The organism is Neoactinobaculum massilliense (assembly GCF_900604955.1).
Taxonomy (GTDB): domain Bacteria; phylum Actinomycetota; class Actinomycetes; order Actinomycetales; family Actinomycetaceae; genus Neoactinobaculum; species Neoactinobaculum massilliense.
Genome location: NZ_UWPE01000001.1, coordinates 159477 through 177573 on the forward strand (window position 1 = coordinate 159477; position 18097 = coordinate 177573).

At 58.0% G+C, this 18097-nt stretch carries 18 protein-coding genes; 6 read left to right on the forward strand and 12 right to left on the reverse strand.

The genetic code is table 11. The features are described 5' to 3' along the window. The first annotated feature begins 75 nt into the window (after positions 1 to 75). Together EIH27_RS00680 and EIH27_RS00685 are read left to right on the forward strand one after the other, a co-directional pair. Entirely contained in the window at positions 76 to 3657 is a 3582-nt protein-coding gene (locus EIH27_RS00680) for an SIR2 family protein (RefSeq protein WP_164461562.1), read from the forward strand. Positions 3658 to 4285: 628 nt separating this feature from the next. Then, the gene (locus tag EIH27_RS00685) at positions 4286 to 6352 is read left to right on the forward strand and encodes a KAP family P-loop NTPase fold protein (protein WP_164461563.1); all 2067 of its coding nucleotides are present in this window, start codon (positions 4286 to 4288) and stop codon (positions 6350 to 6352) included. A gap of 72 nt (positions 6353 to 6424) precedes the next feature. Here the strand turns inward: EIH27_RS00685 and EIH27_RS07815 are convergent, their stop codons facing one another. Then, positions 6425 to 6586 carry a hypothetical protein gene (locus EIH27_RS07815; RefSeq protein WP_164461564.1) on the reverse strand — a complete coding sequence of 54 codons (162 nt, stop codon included), beginning with the start codon at positions 6584 to 6586 and terminating at the stop codon, positions 6425 to 6427. Between the two features lie 313 nt (positions 6587 to 6899). On the opposite strand from EIH27_RS07815, the gene EIH27_RS00690 reads away from it, so the two are divergent. After that, positions 6900 to 7142, forward strand: coding sequence for a hypothetical protein (locus EIH27_RS00690; RefSeq protein ID WP_206424843.1), 243 nt, complete (start codon positions 6900 to 6902; stop codon positions 7140 to 7142). Between the two features lie 357 nt (positions 7143 to 7499). On the opposite strand, the gene EIH27_RS00695 is transcribed toward EIH27_RS00690, so the two are convergent. The 10 genes from EIH27_RS00695 to EIH27_RS00740 all read right to left on the reverse strand — a co-directional run bounded on the left by EIH27_RS00695 (position 7500) and on the right by EIH27_RS00740 (position 14293). Further along, positions 7500 to 8297, reverse strand: coding sequence for a hypothetical protein (locus EIH27_RS00695; protein ID WP_124039035.1), 798 nt, complete (start codon positions 8295 to 8297; stop codon positions 7500 to 7502). Beyond that, positions 8287 to 9138, reverse strand: a complete 852-nt coding sequence (locus EIH27_RS00700; RefSeq protein WP_124039037.1) for an ABC transporter ATP-binding protein — start codon at positions 9136 to 9138, stop codon at positions 8287 to 8289. Before EIH27_RS00700 ends, EIH27_RS00695 begins: the two co-directional genes overlap by 11 nt. Next, positions 9131 to 9475, reverse strand: coding sequence for a hypothetical protein (locus EIH27_RS00705; RefSeq protein ID WP_124039039.1), 345 nt, complete (start codon positions 9473 to 9475; stop codon positions 9131 to 9133). The genes EIH27_RS00700 and EIH27_RS00705 overlap by 8 nt, the downstream gene beginning before the upstream one ends. A gap of 11 nt (positions 9476 to 9486) precedes the next feature. Continuing rightward, on the reverse strand, positions 9487 to 10221 hold the full coding sequence (locus tag EIH27_RS00710; protein WP_124039041.1) for a hypothetical protein: 735 nt from the start codon (positions 10219 to 10221) through the stop codon (positions 9487 to 9489). Further along, entirely contained in the window at positions 10218 to 10541 is a 324-nt protein-coding gene (locus EIH27_RS00715; RefSeq protein ID WP_124039043.1) for a PadR family transcriptional regulator, read from the reverse strand. Before EIH27_RS00715 ends, EIH27_RS00710 begins: the two co-directional genes overlap by 4 nt. A 111-nt stretch (positions 10542 to 10652) precedes the next feature. Further along, positions 10653 to 11003 (reverse strand): hypothetical protein, encoded by a 351-nt coding sequence (locus EIH27_RS00720; protein ID WP_124039045.1) that lies wholly within the window; start codon positions 11001 to 11003, stop codon positions 10653 to 10655. Positions 11004 to 11081: 78 nt separating this feature from the next. Further along, positions 11082 to 11297 (reverse strand): helix-turn-helix domain-containing protein, encoded by a 216-nt coding sequence (locus EIH27_RS00725; RefSeq protein WP_124039047.1) that lies wholly within the window; start codon positions 11295 to 11297, stop codon positions 11082 to 11084. Beyond that, positions 11297 to 11635: a hypothetical protein gene (locus tag EIH27_RS00730; RefSeq protein ID WP_124039049.1), complete on the reverse strand. Its 339-nt coding sequence runs from the start codon at positions 11633 to 11635 to the stop codon at positions 11297 to 11299. The genes EIH27_RS00725 and EIH27_RS00730 overlap by 1 nt, the downstream gene beginning before the upstream one ends. 56 nt (positions 11636 to 11691) lie before the next feature. Continuing rightward, the gene (locus EIH27_RS00735; protein WP_164461565.1) at positions 11692 to 12876 is read right to left on the reverse strand and encodes a 5-methylcytosine restriction system specificity protein McrC; all 1185 of its coding nucleotides are present in this window, start codon (positions 12874 to 12876) and stop codon (positions 11692 to 11694) included. Next, positions 12869 to 14293 (reverse strand): McrB family protein, encoded by a 1425-nt coding sequence (locus EIH27_RS00740; RefSeq protein WP_124039052.1) that lies wholly within the window; start codon positions 14291 to 14293, stop codon positions 12869 to 12871. The genes EIH27_RS00735 and EIH27_RS00740 overlap by 8 nt, the downstream gene beginning before the upstream one ends. A 95-nt stretch (positions 14294 to 14388) precedes the next feature. Here EIH27_RS00740 and EIH27_RS00745 point away from each other — a divergent pair, with 95 nt between their 5' ends. Then, positions 14389 to 15045 (forward strand): endonuclease III domain-containing protein, encoded by a 657-nt coding sequence (locus EIH27_RS00745; protein ID WP_124039054.1) that lies wholly within the window; start codon positions 14389 to 14391, stop codon positions 15043 to 15045. A gap of 132 nt (positions 15046 to 15177) precedes the next feature. Here the strand turns inward: EIH27_RS00745 and EIH27_RS00750 are convergent, their stop codons facing one another. Next, on the reverse strand, positions 15178 to 15666 hold the full coding sequence (locus EIH27_RS00750; protein ID WP_124039056.1) for a GNAT family N-acetyltransferase: 489 nt from the start codon (positions 15664 to 15666) through the stop codon (positions 15178 to 15180). A gap of 273 nt (positions 15667 to 15939) precedes the next feature. Here EIH27_RS00750 and EIH27_RS00755 point away from each other — a divergent pair, with 273 nt between their 5' ends. After that, the gene (locus EIH27_RS00755; RefSeq protein ID WP_124039058.1) at positions 15940 to 17523 is read left to right on the forward strand and encodes an acyl CoA:acetate/3-ketoacid CoA transferase; all 1584 of its coding nucleotides are present in this window, start codon (positions 15940 to 15942) and stop codon (positions 17521 to 17523) included. Positions 17524 to 17645: 122 nt separating this feature from the next. Next, positions 17646 to 18095 carry an FAS1-like dehydratase domain-containing protein gene (locus EIH27_RS00760; RefSeq protein ID WP_124039060.1) on the forward strand — a complete coding sequence of 150 codons (450 nt, stop codon included), beginning with the start codon at positions 17646 to 17648 and terminating at the stop codon, positions 18093 to 18095. Positions 18096 to 18097 lie beyond the last annotated feature (2 nt).

Genomic DNA, 18097 nt, shown 5'->3' on the forward strand with positions numbered 1-18097 from the left:
TCTCCAGCCGGATTGACTCCGGTGGACTACTCTTCTGGTAATTGTTAGTCGCCCGGGTCTGGAGAAAAGATGTGGATGACCGCCGACGTCGAGATACCTGATGAGGTTCTTCACGCCCACGAACAGGGAAATCTCGTTTTCTTTGTGGGAGCGGGAGCATCTGTTGACGACCCATCCAATCTTCCAAGCTTTAGGAAGTTGGCGGAGATGCTCGCCCACCAGGCAGGCGTCCAGTTTCCCGATGAGTCCGCGGAAAAAGGCGGCTTGCAACTCGATCACTTCATCGGTCAGCTCGAGGCTCGTCCGCAGCGGTTTGATGCTCACGAACAGACTTACAAACTGCTCACAAGAGCTGACTCAAGACCCAATAGTCTTCATTCTGACATCGTGCGGCTGGCGGGGAAGAGTGGCGCCTTCCGAGTTGTGACCACGAACTACGACAATCACCTTGCCACGGCGGCTCTTGAGTTGGATGTCAAGATCCCCGACAGATGGGATGCGCCGGCTCTACCCATGGGGGATGACTTTGAAGGGCTCGTTCACCTCCACGGTTCGGTGCTACAGCCTCCTCATCACATGATTCTGACGGATAGAGATTTCGGGCGCGCCTACCTTACTGACTCATGGGCGACGCGATTCTTGTTGCGGATGTTTGAGAGGTTCACGGTCGTGTTCATCGGATACAGCCACGATGACACGATCATGAAGTACCTTGCATCGGGCTTGCCCTCTGGTACTTCTGCGAGGCGGTATGCGTTCACGGATCAGGATTCGGACGAGAAGTGGGGCTATCTCGGGATCACGCCGATCCATTATCCCGTTGTGGACACGGAGGACGGAAGAGACTATTCAGCGTTGCCGCTTGCACTCAAGGAATGGGTGCGGCGCATGGATATGGGGCGAACTGATCACCGAGCACGTGTTGCAGACATCGTTGGTGGAGGTCGGCAACTTGCGCCAGAGGACAACGACTATCTTCGCGCACGCGTACTGACGGAAGAAGGATTTCGAGACTTCTCAGAGTTCACTGCAGAGCTTTCAGTCGATTCGAAACTTGGCTGGCTCCAGTGGATGCAGGGAATCCCCGAGTTCGAAGGATCTTTCGACCCCGAAAATGCGTCTTTGGAATCCTCCCGGCTGGGTAGTTGGTTTGCGATGAATTTCGTCGCTTCGCCTGGTCTCAATGACGCGGCGTTGGGAGTTGTGCAACGTTATGGACAATCGATGTCTCGTAATCTCTATCGAGACGCATGTGACGCATCCTCACGCCTGGGAAGTGAAGATGCCGAGGCGGGCCGAAGGTGGCAGACGATCCTCGCAACATCGATAAACGGTAGATCGATGATGTCTGGCATTGGGGACTTGGCTATGTATCAAAGTCGCGGCGGAGCATGCCCGCTTCCTGTTTTGCGCAGGATGGTGAGGCCACACATTGAATTGAGTGCATCGTGGCCTGGTCTTGACGGTTCTTCGCTTGCTACGCGCCCACGGGGAACGATATCTTTGGCCGTCAATGAATATCTTGCGACCCAGCAGGTTGCGTCCAATGTGAGCGACGCCGTTCCGGACGACTTGTCGCTCCTGACGGTTTTCGAAGACGCATTGCTCGAGGCATACGACTTGCTTGACGGCTACATGGGGCCAATCAACTTTGACCCGCTCGCATTTAACCGATCGGCGATCGAACCACACGGCCAGGATGACATTCGAGAACCGATTGACGCGATACTTGATGGACTTCGAGATTGCGGGCAAAAGGCCATGCAGGTGCGACCGGGACTACCCGAGCGATGGTGGGGTCTTGGGAGGCCGTTGTTCCGCCGCCTTGCACTCCATCTGATTGCGCAAGATCAAAATCGTGGCTCCGACGAAAAACTGCGGTGGGTGCTAGACCATGGCGGGTTGTATGCCATGGCGCTACAACACGAGACGTTCAGGGTGCTCAAGATCGCGATTCCGGGCGCGTCTCCAGCTACGAAACGACAGGTGCTTGGTATCGCTATCGCGGGACCTGCCAGTACTGGCGATGATGGGGAGCACGACCAGAGTCGGGCGTACGAGACATACAACTTGCTTGGCTGGCTCACAGACTGTGATCCTGGTTGGACTCAAGCATTGGATGCGTTCTACGAACAACAGGAGGCTCACCTGAATTTCCGAAGGAGAGAGCATCCAGATTTTAGTCATTGGATGGAGTCGGGCATTGTCGGTAGCCATCCTCCGATGTCCGTCGAAGATTTCATTGAGATGCTCGAGAAGGGCGCTACAGAGGCGCTTGCGGCGCTCGTTGATCGCGAGTACTCAGAGCTAAGCTCCACGGAACCGAGATGGACGGACGCTCTCGACCTGGTTCGATCTGCGTCAGAGGCTCGCCCCGATCTTGCTCTCGAACTCTGGGATGCGAGCCTCGATCGAAACGACACGGGCACCAAGGGGGAGCACCTACTCAACGCGATAGCGGATGGATGGGGCCAAGCAGAACTTGGAGTGAACGGTCTACCGGTTATGAATCGGCTCTCTTCGCTACTCGACGATGCCGGTTCGGCCAATCATCTGGGCTATTTTCTGCTTCAACAAATGCGTGTACATGTCGAGTCGCTCGAATCCGAAATGCTTGCGGCTATGCGAAAACTCGCGAACGATCTGTGGAAGGCGCAGGGCGACGCTTTCGCATACGCCCCTGAGATCGAACCTTTATCCTCGGCGCCCCTCTGGATGAACTCCTGGCCGGGCTACCTTGCTCAGTACTGGACTATCGAGATTGATCGCCGATGGAGACAAGCCGGCGACGATTGGACCGGGCTTGATGACGAGGAAAAACATGCTCTCCATGACCTGCTTAGCGGCAATGATGCTGCTCTTGACGCGACACAGCCCGCGCTTACAGGGCAACTGTATTTCTACTTCGCTGCCGACGAGGAGTTTGCGTCAGAGTATCTGCTTCCCCTATTCGATGACGAGAAGCGGCACTCGTTCGCGTGGGAACCATTCCTGCTACACGCAAGATACAGCGATCGGCTGCTAGAGGCCGGACTATTTGATGACTCAATAACGGAGTTCGGCAGGCTCAAGGATATCAGCGATGGCCGCTTGCGCGAAGCCTTCTACAGATTCGTGATCTCCGTCCTTACGTATTCGGATACCACCGACGCCCGCCGTGAACAGCTTCTGAACGCAGCGGTGCTCTCAGACGACGGAGCGTACGCAGCTTCATTTGCTCAAGCAGCGGTCTGGGTTCTTAGAAACCGGGGCATCGACGGAGAACTTATCTGGTCTTCCTGGCTTCGGAGATATGTTCAACGAAGGCTCGACGGAGTGCCGGGAACACCCTCATCCGAGGAGGTCTCCAATCTTGCGGATCTCATCCCGTATCTCGGGAAATATGTTCCTGAGGCCGTTGATGCCTTCCGAGGTCACGATGCGCCCCTCACACGATCGGTGATACATGATGTTCCGGATAATGTACTAGAGTCACATCCCTCGGAAGTGGTTGATTACTTGGCGGAGAGAATTCGCAAGACTCCGCTGTCTGATCCTCTTGTAATTCACGGCATCAAGCGACTGATTAAACAGATCAGCGACAAGATCGGTCCGGGGGAGGCGCAACCTCTCACCCACGCCGCAACTGAGATCGGATTAAGCGATTATGAATTGTAGTTGCGGTTCGGGCTCCGTTCGTTTGGTTCTCGAGGCTTACCGTGGATATCGGCCGACAGGTGCCGCGTAGATGGCGAAATCCGGGAAGAGTCTCGTAGACCTTAGACGTTTGCGAATGGCGGAATGTGGTCGAATTTAAGTTCAATGTGTGATCACCCGCCGGTACGCCCGATCGCGCTGCGGCACGAGATGTCATCACAGAGCTGGCCGTGGCTGTACTACCAGCGGCGCGGGTGTTGTCGGCGATAGCGGTGTCGACGCGCTGCCAGCTCCGTCTTAGATCGGATTCGCCGTACTCGTCAACGGGAGCATCAAGCCAATTGACCGGGGAGTGGCGGGTTCCCTTAATTACGTAGCCGTCGACCTTTGTGTTCCGCAACCCGTGATCTACGGCCGTTTGTTGAGCGTTATCGAGAAACTGCCCTCCAATTTCTTGTCTGTTCGCCACCGAGTTGTTCCCGGTGTGGCATAGAAGACCGGGGCCGCGCGGCGGTGCCGTATCCTCTGTATCGGATAATTGCTGAAACAATGTAGCTGTCGTTGATGTGCCACCGCGCGCCGCTGCAGGTGAGTCGCGGGGCAGCACTTCAGAGTTGTGCCAGGTGTCGGTTGTGCGAGAAGAGATGGGGTGTTTGCGTTGGATAAATTCTTGCCCGACGAGCCTATTACTAGTGCCAGAGAAGACCTTCTTGACCGAGCTGATTCGGCGCACAAATTTGCTCAATACATTCTGAGGATCAATGCTTCAAAGGGGTTGGTGGTTGGAATCCAAGGCCCCTGGGGCCATGGAAAGACCTCGTACATGAATCTAATGAAGGAGCAGTTTCAACAGGAGAGTGTGCATGGAGTCATCGAGTTTAATCCGTGGATGTTTTCGGGTTCTGAAGACCTCGTTGGTCAATTTTTCGCTCAAATCTCCGCTTCATTTACGAGCAACAACGCAGCACATGACAGGAGAAAGCTGTTCCTTGCTCAGAACCTGCTGCGATACGCGCGAATTCTTTCGCCACTTACTAAAGTAATCTCGATTCCACTTGTCTCAGCGGGTATTGAGGTGGCTACCAACGCACTCGACGAGTCTGTCCTGAATGCAGGCAAATCGCCGAGCCTTGCTGAAGTGCGTGGGTTGATAACGGAGGACCTTGCACGGCTGGAAAAGCCCGTGGTGATTCTTGTGGACGACATTGATCGCCTCTCAACCAGCGAAATACGCGAGATATTCAAATTTGTTAGGCTGACCGGGAATTTTCCGAATTTGATATATGTCTTAGCCTTCGACCGGGAACGGGTCGAGGAGGCGCTTTCCGACGGGAACCCCGGAGGGCGAGCATACCTGGATAAGATTCTCCAGCTGAGTTATACAGTTCCCAGGGTGCCCCGCGAGCACCTCCAGAAGCAACTTCTGCAATCGCTCGAGGAAGTTACCGATGAGCGCTCTTGGAACAAAATTTTGCAGGACCCGCGGATCTTTGACGTGTTCTGGGAGATTCTCAATCCGTTGTTCTCGAGTCTTCGAGATGTATCCAGGTTTGAACTTGCAGCCCGTCCGGTCTTCCAAACCCTCACGCGTCAGATGAATCCCCTCGATCTAGTCGTGCTCGAATCCCTCAAAATATTGCGCCCGGACCTTATGTCGCAACTAGGTCGTCTTCGCGGGGAACTCGGAGGCATGACTAACGAGCAATTTTTTTCTCGGTCTGAGACGGAAGTATGGCCGATCGGAATACGGAATATTCTCGAGAGATTCCCTGATGACCAACAATTACTCACCGCCGTCCTGGACCGCATATTTGCCGCAGCGAGAGGTCAGGGACTTTCTGGGGAGGATTCTTCGCAGCTCCTTAGAGATCGTCGTGTGGGAGCGTCCCGGTTCTTCTCCCTCTATCTCGAGGGAGTTCCGGATTCTGATTTGCGTGCATTCAGCTGTTCAAAGCAACTTTTTGTGGCGATGAACGACGCGAGTTCATTTTCGTCCGAACTTGGCATGGTTGCGGACGATGATTTGCAGGATGTGGTGGGCGAACTACGCAATTTCAGGGCTGAGTTCTCCGTCGATACGGCGGTACCGGCATCGATTGCGATCTTGAATTCCGTTCACCGTATGCCATGGAACGGGCCGGACCGCGGGCTGCTGGGTGCGACGCGAGAGCAAACTGTTCGCGGGGTAGTGCGAGATCTTCTTGCCGCCGAATCGGAACCGTCATGCCGTCAACACATGGTCGATTCTATATGGAGGAGTCTCACGAGCTACTCCTCCAAGTTTGTCCTATGGCGCGCCATGAGCTCCTTCTATAGCTTTCAAGAGTTCTCGGAGGTCGAGGTTCTGCGTGAGCTAGCGGAGAGGCTCTGTAACGAGTTCTTGACGGAGCCTCCCGCTGACCGGGAAAGCGAGTGGGACGCTGCAAGAGTTCTTGCGTTCATCGCCACAGTGCGAGAGCCTTCGTTGCTAAGTCCGATATTGGCGAATCCTGAAGTTTCCGCTCAAGTTCTTAATTCTGCCAGATTCATCCAGCGTCCTTGCCAGTCGGTTACACGTGAAACGGATGAGCGCACGCACCTGCAGTGGAATTCGCTAGTAGCAGTGTTTGGGACATCCCAAGGAGTCCTAGATGCTGTGGACACGGCTGGTGATCTAATCGATGAAGAGGTTGCTCAATTAGCTCAACGAATCGCGGAATCGGAACAACTGGCCTAGTGGCTTGAGAGTTCGTGGTCATGTCAGCATGTCGACAACCGGGAACAAGATTTGTTTTCCCCACGCTGTTGACTACTTTGATGGCGCCAGTTCACGGGACGGAATGTCTGACACTTTGAGGGCAGCGCTCTGGAAGTCAATAGAATTCGCGACGGCTTGGTCGCTTGCCTCCCGCGTATGCTCCTGAACAGCTTCGGATACGGGCTGCGCGGGCTGCCCTTTCGTGACCCTCATGCCGTCAAGAGCATGCTTCACGCCGGCTTGCAAATTTTTTTTGGCTTGCGGGGTTGTACTGGTGGCACTTCTTCCTCGTGTTCGATGTAATGAACTACTTGTATCCTTGCAATGACTTCGCTGGATATCTTAGGCGCCCAAAGGCGCGGTAGCTTATCTCCCTATCTCCGAGTTAGATGGAAGCGAACGACTAAATGTGATCAAGTTCGGGTTTGATGTGTAGCCGGGGACGTTAAATATGAGTGCAGAAGATCAACATAATAGCGGGCCCGAAGTTGTGTGCATCTGCGGGTCCATGCGCCGATGGGACCGTATGATGCAGGTTGCCGGTGAACTCACGCGCACTGGTGCGATTGTGCTGCTTCCGATTCCGATGGATGGCATTACTGCCGACGACGAACCGAAAGCGCAACTCGGCGAGCTTCATCTTCGGCGCATTGATCTCGCCGATCGTATTGTTGTGATCGGGAATCGAACAGTACTTGGTCAATCGACGATGCATGAGGTTGTATATGCTCGAGCCCACGGAAAATCGGTCGACTTTGCTGCCGCCTAGTCCACCAAGGATACGGTTCTTTGCCGTGCGGGCGTCTATCAGACTACGAATGTCGCCGCATTTAGTTGGTGCTAGTCAGAAACATTGGAAGCCGGTTTTGGTCAGGACACTGCCGTTGCAGTTCCAGTCGGGTGGCACTCGTCATGTGCGGCGTCTCTCCAGTTATCGGAGTTGGGCGTGGGCCAGGAATATGGAGGAGTGTCGCCCTGGTAATAGAACCTGCTTGCGCGCTCTCGGGCACCGTCGGTAGCTCCGTCACAGCAAGCTAGCGCCGGTGCCGGCACAGCGAGCCGCAGCCATACACCCTCAGCCTTATAGCCGCAGCCGTACACCCATAGCCCTATACCCCACAGAGCCCTATACCTGTAGGTCGCGGCGCTCGAACACGGCCACGGCCGCAGTTGTGAGGACGATTGTGAGTCCCACTGTGGTCACAATGATCCAGGCTGCCGAGGCGCCGGGCCAATTCCCGCTTCCCACCGCGCCCACAAGGTTCCCGATCCCCAGCGGGCTATACTTGGCCCCCGCCGTCCAGTTACCCCCGAGAGTGACCGCGAGATAGGTGGCGAATGCACCGAGTGCGATGGTGGCAACCCGTGGCCGGAATACCCCGAACAGCAGACCGACGGCCAGGGCAAGCGCCATCTCGAGTGCCCACAGAAGCGTCGCGCCGAACGTGCTCGCCAGCGTGCCGGCGTCGAACTCAATACGGGTGACGCCCCACGCAACGATTCCACCGGCGCTCGCGCACACCACGAGGATTACTAGTGCCGCGCTCGCCTTGCTCGCTAGGAACCCACGGCGCGAAATTCCGCGTGTAAGCACGAACGGGATATCGCCGCCCGAGAGTGCATTCGACATGTCTGCCGCGCCTACACCTATCGTGATGAGCGTGATGATCTGAGATAGGTTCTTCACCCACTGCCCGTTCGCATCCTGCCACGACGGTTCGCCGATCTGCTGCGTGAGAGCTGCCGCCACGTCAGAGCTGGTCAGCGAAGCCATGAGCTCGGGCATGTATACGGCGGTAAGTGGGGAGGCGATGGCGAAAACGATGACCGCCGCGGCCAGCACCCATGTGCCGGGGGAGCGGAACGCTCGCTTGAGGTCATAGCGGTAGAGGGTGCGATACGCCTCCCGGGAGCTAGTGAGCATTGCGCTCTCCTCTTGACATGTGTTCGTACACGGATTGGAGGGATGAGGGTTCGACGTCGATGCGTCCCTCGATTCCGTGGGAACGGAGTAGCGCGGCGGCGTCGTCGCGTACCATGGCGACATTCGCGGGCGCGGTGCGGATGCGCACGGTCGCTTCGGCGCCATGATACGAATCAAGAACAGACTCGAGCGAACCCTCGACGAGAAGCCGGCCCTCGTGGATCATGCCGATGGTGTCGCACACCGCCTGGACATCCCCGAGTAGGTGCGAGGTGAACATGATGGTCGTGTGGCCGTGAAGATCGCGAATGAGGCTGAGGACGTCGGCGCGGCCGAGCGGATCGAGGGCACTGGTGGGTTCATCAAGAATCAGGAGCGACGGTGCCCCCACGAGGGCGGCGGCGATCCCGAGCCGTTGCTTCATGCCGCGCGAGAAGCTCCCAACTGGGCCGGGTGCGTGCGCAAGGCCAACGACGGAGAGCAGCTTGCCGGCGCGCTCGCGGGCCACCTCCACGGGAGTACCCGCCAGTTCCGCAAGAAACACGAGCGCCTCCGCCGGGCGCAACCGCGGGTTGAGATCCGGAACGTCGGGTAGGTAGGCCACACCGGGAATTGGTGTGGGTGGCAGTTTTCCACGTTCGACGCCGAGGACGGTGGCGCTACCTGAGGTGGCCGCGGCCAAGCCAAGCAGAATCCTGATCGTTGTGGTCTTGCCGGCGCCGTTTGAGCCAATGAAGCCGTAGGTTGAGCCGGTCGGGACGTGGAGATTGAGGTTCGAGACGACCGTGTGCGCCCCGTATTTTTTGGACAGTTCTTTGGTGTGGACCGCTAAATTAGCCATAGAGATCCTCCACGATCGAGTCTGAGCCCTCGGGCGGACGCCCGTGAGCGGACCGCTCGGCCTGCTTCTCCCGCGATGCGTCCCATTCGGCGCGCCTCGCTGTGTCGCGGCGATCGCGAGCAAGGAAAAAGAAGAACACGAGCGACCCGAAGATCTCGCCTAGCACGATGATGAGGGTCCACACGAATTTGTTTGCACCCGCGACGCGTCCGTGGGGCCAGCGGTACAGGAGCACTAGCGCCCAGACGGCGAGCGCCACCTGCACGACGACGAGCGCGCCAACGATGATTGTGACGGGCGTGGGTAGCGCGAGGAACTGGTCAATTGAGGTATCCATGGGAGTCTCCTTCAGCTATGGGGACTGGCTGGTTTTGCGAAGTCTGTTAGGTCCGTGGGGCCCATTGGGTTCTGGACGGACGCTTTGCGAAGTTGGTGGTCAAGATTCGTGAGTGCGCTCTTCACCGTGCCCACGAGCGTGCCGGTGAGAATAACTGGAACGATGGCGGGGGTAATGAACGCGAGGAGGCGTGCACTCCGCGTGGATCCGTGTGCGGCGAGGCACCGCGCCACGAGGTCGCTGGCCATCGCGGCGTCGGTGGCGACGGCGAGTGCGGAACCGGGTGCATCGACGCGCTGGGAGGAGGAGCGCCGCCAGCCGTTCCAGGCCGCGAGTCCGGCAGATCCAAGGACTGCGGGGAGAAGAGAGCTCCAAGAACTCGCCGCCGCCTTCGGACGAATCGTGGGCGTCCAGCCCTTCGGGAGCTGCTTCGAGGAGGATCCAACCATGCACGCCACCACGGCAACTACCGCAGCACCCGCCCACGGGGCTACTGCAAGTACCCGTCCTGTCCGCGCCGGAATGTACTCCTCGAGGTCTTCAAGCGAGTCGTCGGGCCGGATGAGCCCAAGCTTCACGGCGAGCGCACCAACGTTCAGGTCCCACCCCGCGCCAAGGGTACGTGGAACCAAAAGACTCGGGTTCTCAGGTTGGAATAGACCGAGGTCGACGGTGGGGTCCACGACGGCGTCGACCCCAACGGGAATGCCGAAGAAAGTAAGGGGATCGCGACTAAAGAGTTTCACTGGTCTGGTCCTTTCAGGAGTGAATCGATGACGGCTTCGAGATCCCGCCATTCGGCGGCGAGACTGACGCTCCGCTCGCGTCCAGCGGGAGTGACGCTGTACACCTTTCGCGGTGGTCCGACCGGGGATTCCTCCCAATGGGTGGCGAGGAAACCGGATTTTTTCAACCGCGTGAGGAGTGGGTAGAGGGTTCCGGGGGAGAGTTCGAGTCCGAGCTCGGCGAGGGCTTCGAGGAGCCCGCCACCGTAGGTCGGCTTGGCGTCGAGCTGCGCGAGTACCGCCAACTCGAGTACGCCTTTTCTCAACTGTGAATCCGCCATGCCACCTCCTATGCTTCACCTAGATACCTTGTAATACATAGTAGTGCGCCGAGCGGGGAAGCGCACCCACGTTTGTCCCAGGCTTCGCCTTTGTCGTTGAATTTGCGGGCGCTATTTAGGGCGTTTCGTGTTGGCGCGCGTGGAGATCGCGGTATAAGCGGCGCAAAAAGCTAGCCCTAGAACCACCACCGCCAGGCGCGTCCAGTCGGTATTGCTGGCCACAAGGATGAGGGCGGTTACGACGAAAAATACGGTGGCGGAAACGTAGAGTGCCAGGCTTACGCGGCGCTTCACATAGAAGAGAATTGTTCCCGCAATGATGAATGGAAGTAGCCATATCGTTGGGGTGGCGCTGAATAAATGGCCGGCGTGGTCCGCGATATCAGCCGCGACGATACTTAGTAGGGTGGCCCACAGGAGTTCAGGTGCCGTGTGGAGCAATGCTGCGGTGGCGGGCTTCATCAAGGCTCCTCATCCATTCGATATTTCATGCGGCTACTAGGCATTAGCGTACTATCTGCCGTTGGCGCCCCGCTCACGTTATTCCACCGCGGTAACCGTCAGTAGGTCTCCCGCATTGCAATGGAGCGCGGCGCAGATGGCTGTGAGCGTAGAGAAGCGGATGGCTTTCGCCCGATTATTCTTAAGCACGGATAGGTTAACCACGCTAATGCCCACCGCCTTGGATAGCTGGGTAAGCGTCATGTTTCGCTTCTCCAGTAACCGGTCGAGGTGACACGTGACCTGCACTTCCATCAGACGAGTCCTTCGGTGTCGCGTTGGAAGGATTCCGCCCGGCGCAGTCCCAGGGCAAGAATCATGAGCGCCGCCCATGCCATAATGGGCCAAAACGGGAGCGTTACGTTAAATGCCAGTGCAGGCGGATTGGTACTTCCCGTCCACTCGGTAATCGTATTTGCAACGCAATAGGAACCAGCGGAGACGCCCCAAATAATGGCGACGCCAATGGCCAACCAGCGGCTATCGCGGAGAATGGAATGGGCGCCGCGTTGGGGTCGGGGGTGGCGGCTCTGCCATGCCGCGATGGCCACCAGGAGAAAGGTAAGAACTGCAAATACTAGGAAGATACGCATGGTCGGCTTCCTTCCGTAGGCGTATCGACTATCGATAATAACGATAAACGATATGTTCAGTCCTGGCAACGTTCGACGACGCCGCGGCGCTCGGTTCTGTGGTTGCGGTGTAGCGGCGTAGCGGCAGAAACGGGCATGAATTCTTCGACCAGATCAAATAGGCGCCGGCGGATGGTGGCGGCATCGGCGGTGAGGTCGATCGTGGCTGCTCCTATCCGATGCGCGCCAATCTGCTTGCTAGTGAGCACATCGGGTGCCGAGTCGGTGGACGGGTAGAGAAGTAGCCCGTTGGTGGCTGGGCCGCGGCTGATTGCATCATTAGCCGATACGTACGTATAGATCTGGTACAGATGGCCCGATTTGAGGCGCGGGGGATGCCATGCCATTTGTTGCGTGAGTGCGGCGGTGAATTTCGTATCGATAATTAAACGCCCATCGCTTCCCGTGATCGTGATGTCGGTGCGCATGATTGGCCATAGCCCTTCTGTCCCGGTATCCGTGCGTCCACTCCAGGTGAGTTGCTCGGCGCGCACAGTTCGCTGCGGCGCCAAGTTTGTTGCGTAGAAGCCACGGATCCCGCGCTCATACAGGTGCCTGAGGTGCGCATCATCCGTGATGTCTGGTTGCTGCACGGAAAGATTGCCTGTGGCAAAAGATGGCAGTGCATTATCGCAGAGCATCTGCGCGGCTGAAACCATACGACGATCAGCACGGTCAAAGTGCCCGTACACCTCATGAGGTGGTTCGGTGCCGGTGGGGCGAGTGATACCGCGCCGTTCGAATTCTGATGCCAGCACGCGGCACTCCCGGGCGAGCGCAGAGTCTTCTCGCCGCCGCGCCAGGCGTCGACTGGCGGTCAACAGACCGGCCAACACGAATTGATTGCGCGGGGTGTTAACGCCCATATCGGAGAATGAACAGACCGCCTTGCCCTGTTCTAGGTAGGAACCGCGCCAGGTGGACAAGAAGTCGATACGGTCGCGGACGGCGCTCAATGCCGCGTGCCGTGGCAGATAACCGACCGTGAGTCCGGCTCGGAGACGTGCCCGGACTTCGCGGCAGAGTATGCGTGCTACAAGCACATCCGCATCCTCCGGGCTTTCTTCGGCGCGTATACGTTCCGCGGGGCCGAGTGCTCGATACAGGTCGGTGGCATACAGGTAAAGGAGCCAGATATTACGAACCGCGATACGCTGTCCTTCACTCCCAACGCGGATCGCAAGCGTATCCGCGCTAGGCATTGGCAAGGAGGTTCGCGATTTCATGATCCGCCGTTGCGGGGGAGTCGTACCAGTATTCGTGGAGAAGCGGAGCCACTGAATCCTCTACCTGAGCTTGGTACCACGCTTCACCGTTCTCAATGGTTTCCTTGCTGGACGGAGTGAAGAAGCTATGACCAATAACGAAGTCGGGCCCTAGCGAAGGATCATGGCGTATCACCTCATTGAGGCGGGTCACTCGATCGGCGATCGCTGCGATTAACGACGCATCCGCGATTGCATGGCCGGCCCACGTACGCCACGCATCATTAAATTGAGGGGTGAGCGTGAAGAACGCGAAACGCCGGCGCAGTGCCATATCGAGGTGTGCCAGGGTTCGGTCCGCCGTGTTCATCGTGCCGATAATAAATAGATTTTCGGGCAGATAGACGCCAGGCTCCTCACCGTCGCGAGTGTAGGTCAGGTGAAGAGCATCTTCTTCGTGACGTTTGCTTGCCTCAATGAGCGTGAGCATCTCCCCGAATGTACGTGCCGGATTGCCGCGATTAATTTCCTCAATGACCATCGTGCAGTTGCTCTGCTGACTGTTCCTTGCGCGGGTGGCAAGCTGAAGGAATGGACCATCAACGAGTCGGAGATGGCCGGCGCCGTCGGGCCCCAAGCCCGGCCGGTATCCACGCACGAAATCCTCGTACGACGTACTCTGATGAAACTGGACCACATCGACGTCGTTCGTACCACGTTGGCCCGCCAGTACCCACGCGAGACGCCGCGCAAGCCACGTTTTTCCGGTACCGGGTGCGCCCTGAAGAATGACATTTTTCGTACGATCCAGTGCCTCGAGAATTCTCGTCAGCTGCGTACGCGGAATAAAACAGCCATCCGATATAAGGTCCTCAAGCGTGTAATCAGAACTAGCCTGGGAGGGTGCATTCTGGTCCCCGAAGCGGTCGCGCCAATAGTCACTATTGGCGAAACAATGAATATCCTGGGGTTCGTCGTCAAAAATGAAATGCTCGAGAGCGCGAGCTGCCCAGTCGGTTGGATCCTGGGACAGCTTCCAGATCTGCCAGGAAAATGTGTAGAAATAAAACCTGCGGGCAGGATTAAAGGACTCCCATTTAACACTAATCCGTCCATCACCTATTGCGGTGATGATGCCTCGGGCCGAAATATCAATGGCGGAGGCATTATGACCGTAGGTCTCAAAGGGAGGATTAGTGGCTTGCGTGCGGTAGTGCTTAAGGGCAATACGATCCCCCACGCGCATGCGCGAAATCTGCGCGCGTTGTTTGGGCGTAGGAGAACTGATTGACCAATATCCTTCCGAAATAAAGGTGTCAGAGTTATTGCGGCCATTGAGTGTGTCGTTCACAAGCCACACCTGACGGGGGCGGAGGGACGTGGCGGTGTCGATTGGGGTCTGCTCAAGGGCCATAAATTGCCTTTCTCCAAACGCTAGCCGCGCGCGGTTGCCAGCGCGTATCGGTGCTTACCATACTCGGACCGACAATCTAGGTAGACAATAGGCGCATGGCTGAGGTGACGCTTCGAAAACTGTTTGACCTGCTCGGCGAGCAGGTGGAGAGCAGCGGCTGGTGGCCGGGGGAGAGCCGCTTCGAGATCGCCGTGGGTGCCATACTCACCCAGAACACGGCGTGGACCAACGTGGACGCCGCGCTCGCGAACCTACGGGTCCGCGGCCTGCTGGACCCGCACGCGCTGGCCGGCGCCCCACTGGATGAACTTGGTGAGCTCATTCGCCCCGCCGGCTTTTACCGCGCCAAATCGCGCTACCTTCACGGGCTGGCCGAATGGTTTCTCACCAACGACGCCCGCGCCTCACGTGAACCGACGGACCGCCTCCGCCTGGAGCTGCTGGACCTTGTCGGCGTCGGCGAAGAAACGGCTGACGATCTCCTCCTCTATATCTATCGCCGCCCCATGTTCATCTACGACGCTTACGGGCGCCGCCTTCTCGACGCCGCCGGTTTCGGCACCTACCGCACCTACCGGCAGGCCAAACGCGCGGTGGATCCTCTAGTTGGGGCGGCCGGGTTTACCCAGCCTGAACTGGCCGCGTTTCACGGCCTCATTGTGGACGCCGGTAAGGTGGCCGGGCGGTTAGGTGGTTGGGAGTCCGCGTTCCCGCTGCTGCGCCGGCATCAGTTCGGGGATGCGGAGGTTTAATTCGTGGCGCGGGTGACGACGCCGTTGTCCCCGTGTCCCGTACCGATTATGCCCGGTACTTACCGCGTCCCGTACTAACCGCAATCCCCACTCACTGCGCTCCGGTACCGACGTGCCCGCGGCGACGTCGAACTAATTGAGTTCCTGGCACATGATGACCAGATCGAACACCTGCCCGAATTTTTCGCCGGCGCGCGGAATGAAGCCGGCACGGTGAAAACCGGACTTGAGATTCATGCCGATGGAGGCGGCATTATTCGCCTCTATCAGGGAGATCATGGTGCGATCGCCGATCTCGCGCGATTTTTCTACGACGCCACTGAGGAGCGCGGTACCCAGCCCGTGGCCGCGTGCCGCATCCGAAAGGTACACCGAGTTTTCCACCGTGCGCCGGTAGCCGGAGTAGGGGCTCACCGTATGGACGACGGCGAAGCCCACCACCATCCCGTCAAGCTCGGCTACAAGGGCGGTACCGCGGTCCACCGCGGGTTTGAGCCATGCGGCGCCTTCGCTCGTGTCCAGCTCTTCGGTGGTCCAAATGGCTGTGCTATCGCGGATCGCGGCGTTCCTAATAGCCCGGATAGCCTCTGAATCCGCCATGGTCGCATTGCGAATGGTCATGAAATCTCCTTGGTCCGGCATTGATTATTGCGCGTACCGGAATGGGCGCGAGGGACCTGAGCCTTCTTCGTAAGGAGGCTAGGGCGGGATGAGACGGTGGCCGGTATGGGCATGAAATAACAGCACACACATCTAAGCGGGCGAGATCCATCTGTGATGGGGACTTTAGCCCGTGGGAAGATGTGCAGATCACACAATAATTATGGTAGGCCGTGCAGCGAAGCATGAGGCGTACCGCTGGTTTCCGGCCGGTGCTAAGACGAAGGAGTCAAAGTGGTCAAGGTTGTGTCGCGTACAGAGGCCGCAAGCCACATTCACGATGGTGACACAGTGGCTATGTCTGGCCTGGGCATGTCATGCTTCCCTGAGGAAGTGGCCATCGGGATACAGGAACTAGCTGAGGCAGGGAAAGGCCCAAAGGGCATTACCGTTGTGCATGCAGCCGGTGTTGGCCGCCGTGGTGACGAGGAAATGGGACTCAATCACCTCACCCAGCCGGGACTTGCAAAACGCTATATCTGTGGTTTTACCAGTGCATCGAAGCACTTTGGTGACCTGGTCACGCATAACAAGATTGAGTGCTGGTGCTTCCCGCAGGGCGTGCTGGCTGAGCTATTCCGTGATATTGCGGCCAAGCGTCCAGGGCTGATCACGCGGGTGGGGCTCGGTACGTTTGTGGATCCCCGCGTGGAGGGCGGGCGCATGAACGCCATCACGAAGGGGACTCCTATTGAACTCATGAAGATCCACGATGAGGAGTACCTCTTCTATCCCAGCTTCCCGATTAACGTGGGCATTATTCGCGGCACCTACGCGGATGAGAACGGAAATGTGACTCTGTCGCAGGAGTCCGTAAAAACCGAGGTACTGCCGATCGCACAGGCGGCGCATAACTGCGGTGGCATTGTGATTGCCCAGGTCAAGGAAGTGGTGAAGGCGGGCACGCTGGATCCGAACCTTGTGAAGGTACCGGGGATTCTGGTGGATTACGTGGTCAAGACGACCGACCCGAAGAACCACCCGCAGACGGAAAACACTCTGTATAACCCGGCTTTTTCGGGGCAGATCAAAGTACCGACCGATTCGCTCACGCCCATGGAGTTGGGACCACGCAAGGTGGTAGCACGCCGCGCAGCCGCCGAGTTGGTACCCGACGCCATCATTAACCTGGGCGTGGGTATCCCCGTCGAGATTGGCGGTATCGCAGCTGAAGAACGTGTATCTGATCTGGTACACATGACTACGGAGTCCGGTGGCATCGGCGGTGTGCCGGCCGGTGACAAGAACTTTGGTCATTCCTATAACGTGGAGGCCTCCCTGGACCAGCAGGCCCAGTTCGATTTCTACGATGGTGGCGGACTGGACATGACGTGCCTGGGCATGGCGGAGACGGACCGTTTCGGAAACGTCAACGTATCCAAGTACAACGGTTTGGCGAACGGCCCGGGCGGATTCATCAACATTGCCCAGACGGCCAAGCGCCTGGTATTTGCGGGCACGTTCACCGCCGGCGGATACCGCGCGAAGGTTGGGGATGGCCGCCTGGAGATCACCCAGGAGGGCCGCGTGGACAAGTTCGTGGAGCAGGTGGAGCAGATTACCTACGCCGGCCAGATGGCTGAGCACTTCGGCCAGCACGTAGTGTGGGTTACCGAGCGAGCTGTTCTGGAGCTGCGTAAGGGCAAGGTTACGGTGACGGAAATTGCTCCGGGTATTGACTTGGAGAAAGACGTGCTGGGCCATATGGCCTTCAAGCCGGAGATCGCTGACGATCTGAAAATCATGGATCCGGGACTCTTCCAAGAGCACTGGGGCGGACTGCGTGCGGCCATGGAGGCCAACGCGAAGAAGGCGTAGCCGAGGGTGCCCGGCCGCCGAGCAGGTGGCGTGCCGCTCCGCGGCCGGGCACTGAGTCCAATGGACGGAGAGCCTCCGCCCACGTGATTGACCGGTGTATCTGTGAATGAAAGGAACAGGAAATGGTCAATGTAAACATGGTGGGGCGGACGTGGGATTCCGCGCCCACGGTGGTGACCGCTGGAAAGATTGCGGAGTTTTCGCGTGCAACGCGGGCTACCAGTCCCGTGCACTTTGATCGCGACGCTGCGGTGGCAGCCGGCTACAAAGATGTGGTGGCGCCACTCACCTTCACGATTTCCGTTGCCCAGGAACCTGAGTTCAAGTTCATGGGGGATCCCGAGTCCGAAGTGGACTTCCAACACATTGTGCACGGCGGAGAAAAATTCGAATATCACCGCCCTGTGGTGGCCGGTGACGTGCTCACCTCGCATTACACGGTGAAATCCATTGTGGATAAGGGAAAGCTCTACATCATCGTGGGCCAGGCGCAGATTGTGGATGCTGAGAACAAACCGGTTCTTACCACCACCTCCACCCTCATTCAGATGAAGCCGAAGGAGGCCAAGTAGCC

What these genes read in the sequence shown, in the direction of transcription:
- EIH27_RS00680 (WP_164461562.1), top strand. Translation starts at nt 76, where the DNA reads ATGACCGCCGACGTCGAGATACCTGATGAGGTTCTTCACGCCCACGAA.
- EIH27_RS07815 (WP_164461564.1), bottom strand. Translation starts at nt 6,586, where the DNA reads ATGAGGGTCACGAAAGGGCAGCCCGCGCAGCCCGTATCCGAAGCTGTT.
- EIH27_RS00690 (WP_206424843.1), top strand. Translation starts at nt 6,900, where the DNA reads ATGATGCAGGTTGCCGGTGAACTCACGCGCACTGGTGCGATTGTGCTG.
- EIH27_RS00695 (WP_124039035.1), bottom strand. Translation starts at nt 8,297, where the DNA reads ATGCTCACTAGCTCCCGGGAGGCGTATCGCACCCTCTACCGCTATGAC.
- EIH27_RS00700 (WP_124039037.1), bottom strand. Translation starts at nt 9,138, where the DNA reads ATGGCTAATTTAGCGGTCCACACCAAAGAACTGTCCAAAAAATACGGG.
- EIH27_RS00705 (WP_124039039.1), bottom strand. Translation starts at nt 9,475, where the DNA reads ATGGATACCTCAATTGACCAGTTCCTCGCGCTACCCACGCCCGTCACA.
- EIH27_RS00715 (WP_124039043.1), bottom strand. Translation starts at nt 10,541, where the DNA reads ATGGCGGATTCACAGTTGAGAAAAGGCGTACTCGAGTTGGCGGTACTC.
- EIH27_RS00720 (WP_124039045.1), bottom strand. Translation starts at nt 11,003, where the DNA reads ATGAAGCCCGCCACCGCAGCATTGCTCCACACGGCACCTGAACTCCTG.
- EIH27_RS00725 (WP_124039047.1), bottom strand. Translation starts at nt 11,297, where the DNA reads ATGGAAGTGCAGGTCACGTGTCACCTCGACCGGTTACTGGAGAAGCGA.
- EIH27_RS00730 (WP_124039049.1), bottom strand. Translation starts at nt 11,635, where the DNA reads ATGCGTATCTTCCTAGTATTTGCAGTTCTTACCTTTCTCCTGGTGGCC.
- EIH27_RS00735 (WP_164461565.1), bottom strand. Translation starts at nt 12,876, where the DNA reads ATGCCTAGCGCGGATACGCTTGCGATCCGCGTTGGGAGTGAAGGACAG.
- EIH27_RS00740 (WP_124039052.1), bottom strand. Translation starts at nt 14,293, where the DNA reads ATGGCCCTTGAGCAGACCCCAATCGACACCGCCACGTCCCTCCGCCCC.
- EIH27_RS00745 (WP_124039054.1), top strand. Translation starts at nt 14,389, where the DNA reads ATGGCTGAGGTGACGCTTCGAAAACTGTTTGACCTGCTCGGCGAGCAG.
- EIH27_RS00750 (WP_124039056.1), bottom strand. Translation starts at nt 15,666, where the DNA reads ATGACCATTCGCAATGCGACCATGGCGGATTCAGAGGCTATCCGGGCT.
- EIH27_RS00760 (WP_124039060.1), top strand. Translation starts at nt 17,646, where the DNA reads ATGGTCAATGTAAACATGGTGGGGCGGACGTGGGATTCCGCGCCCACG.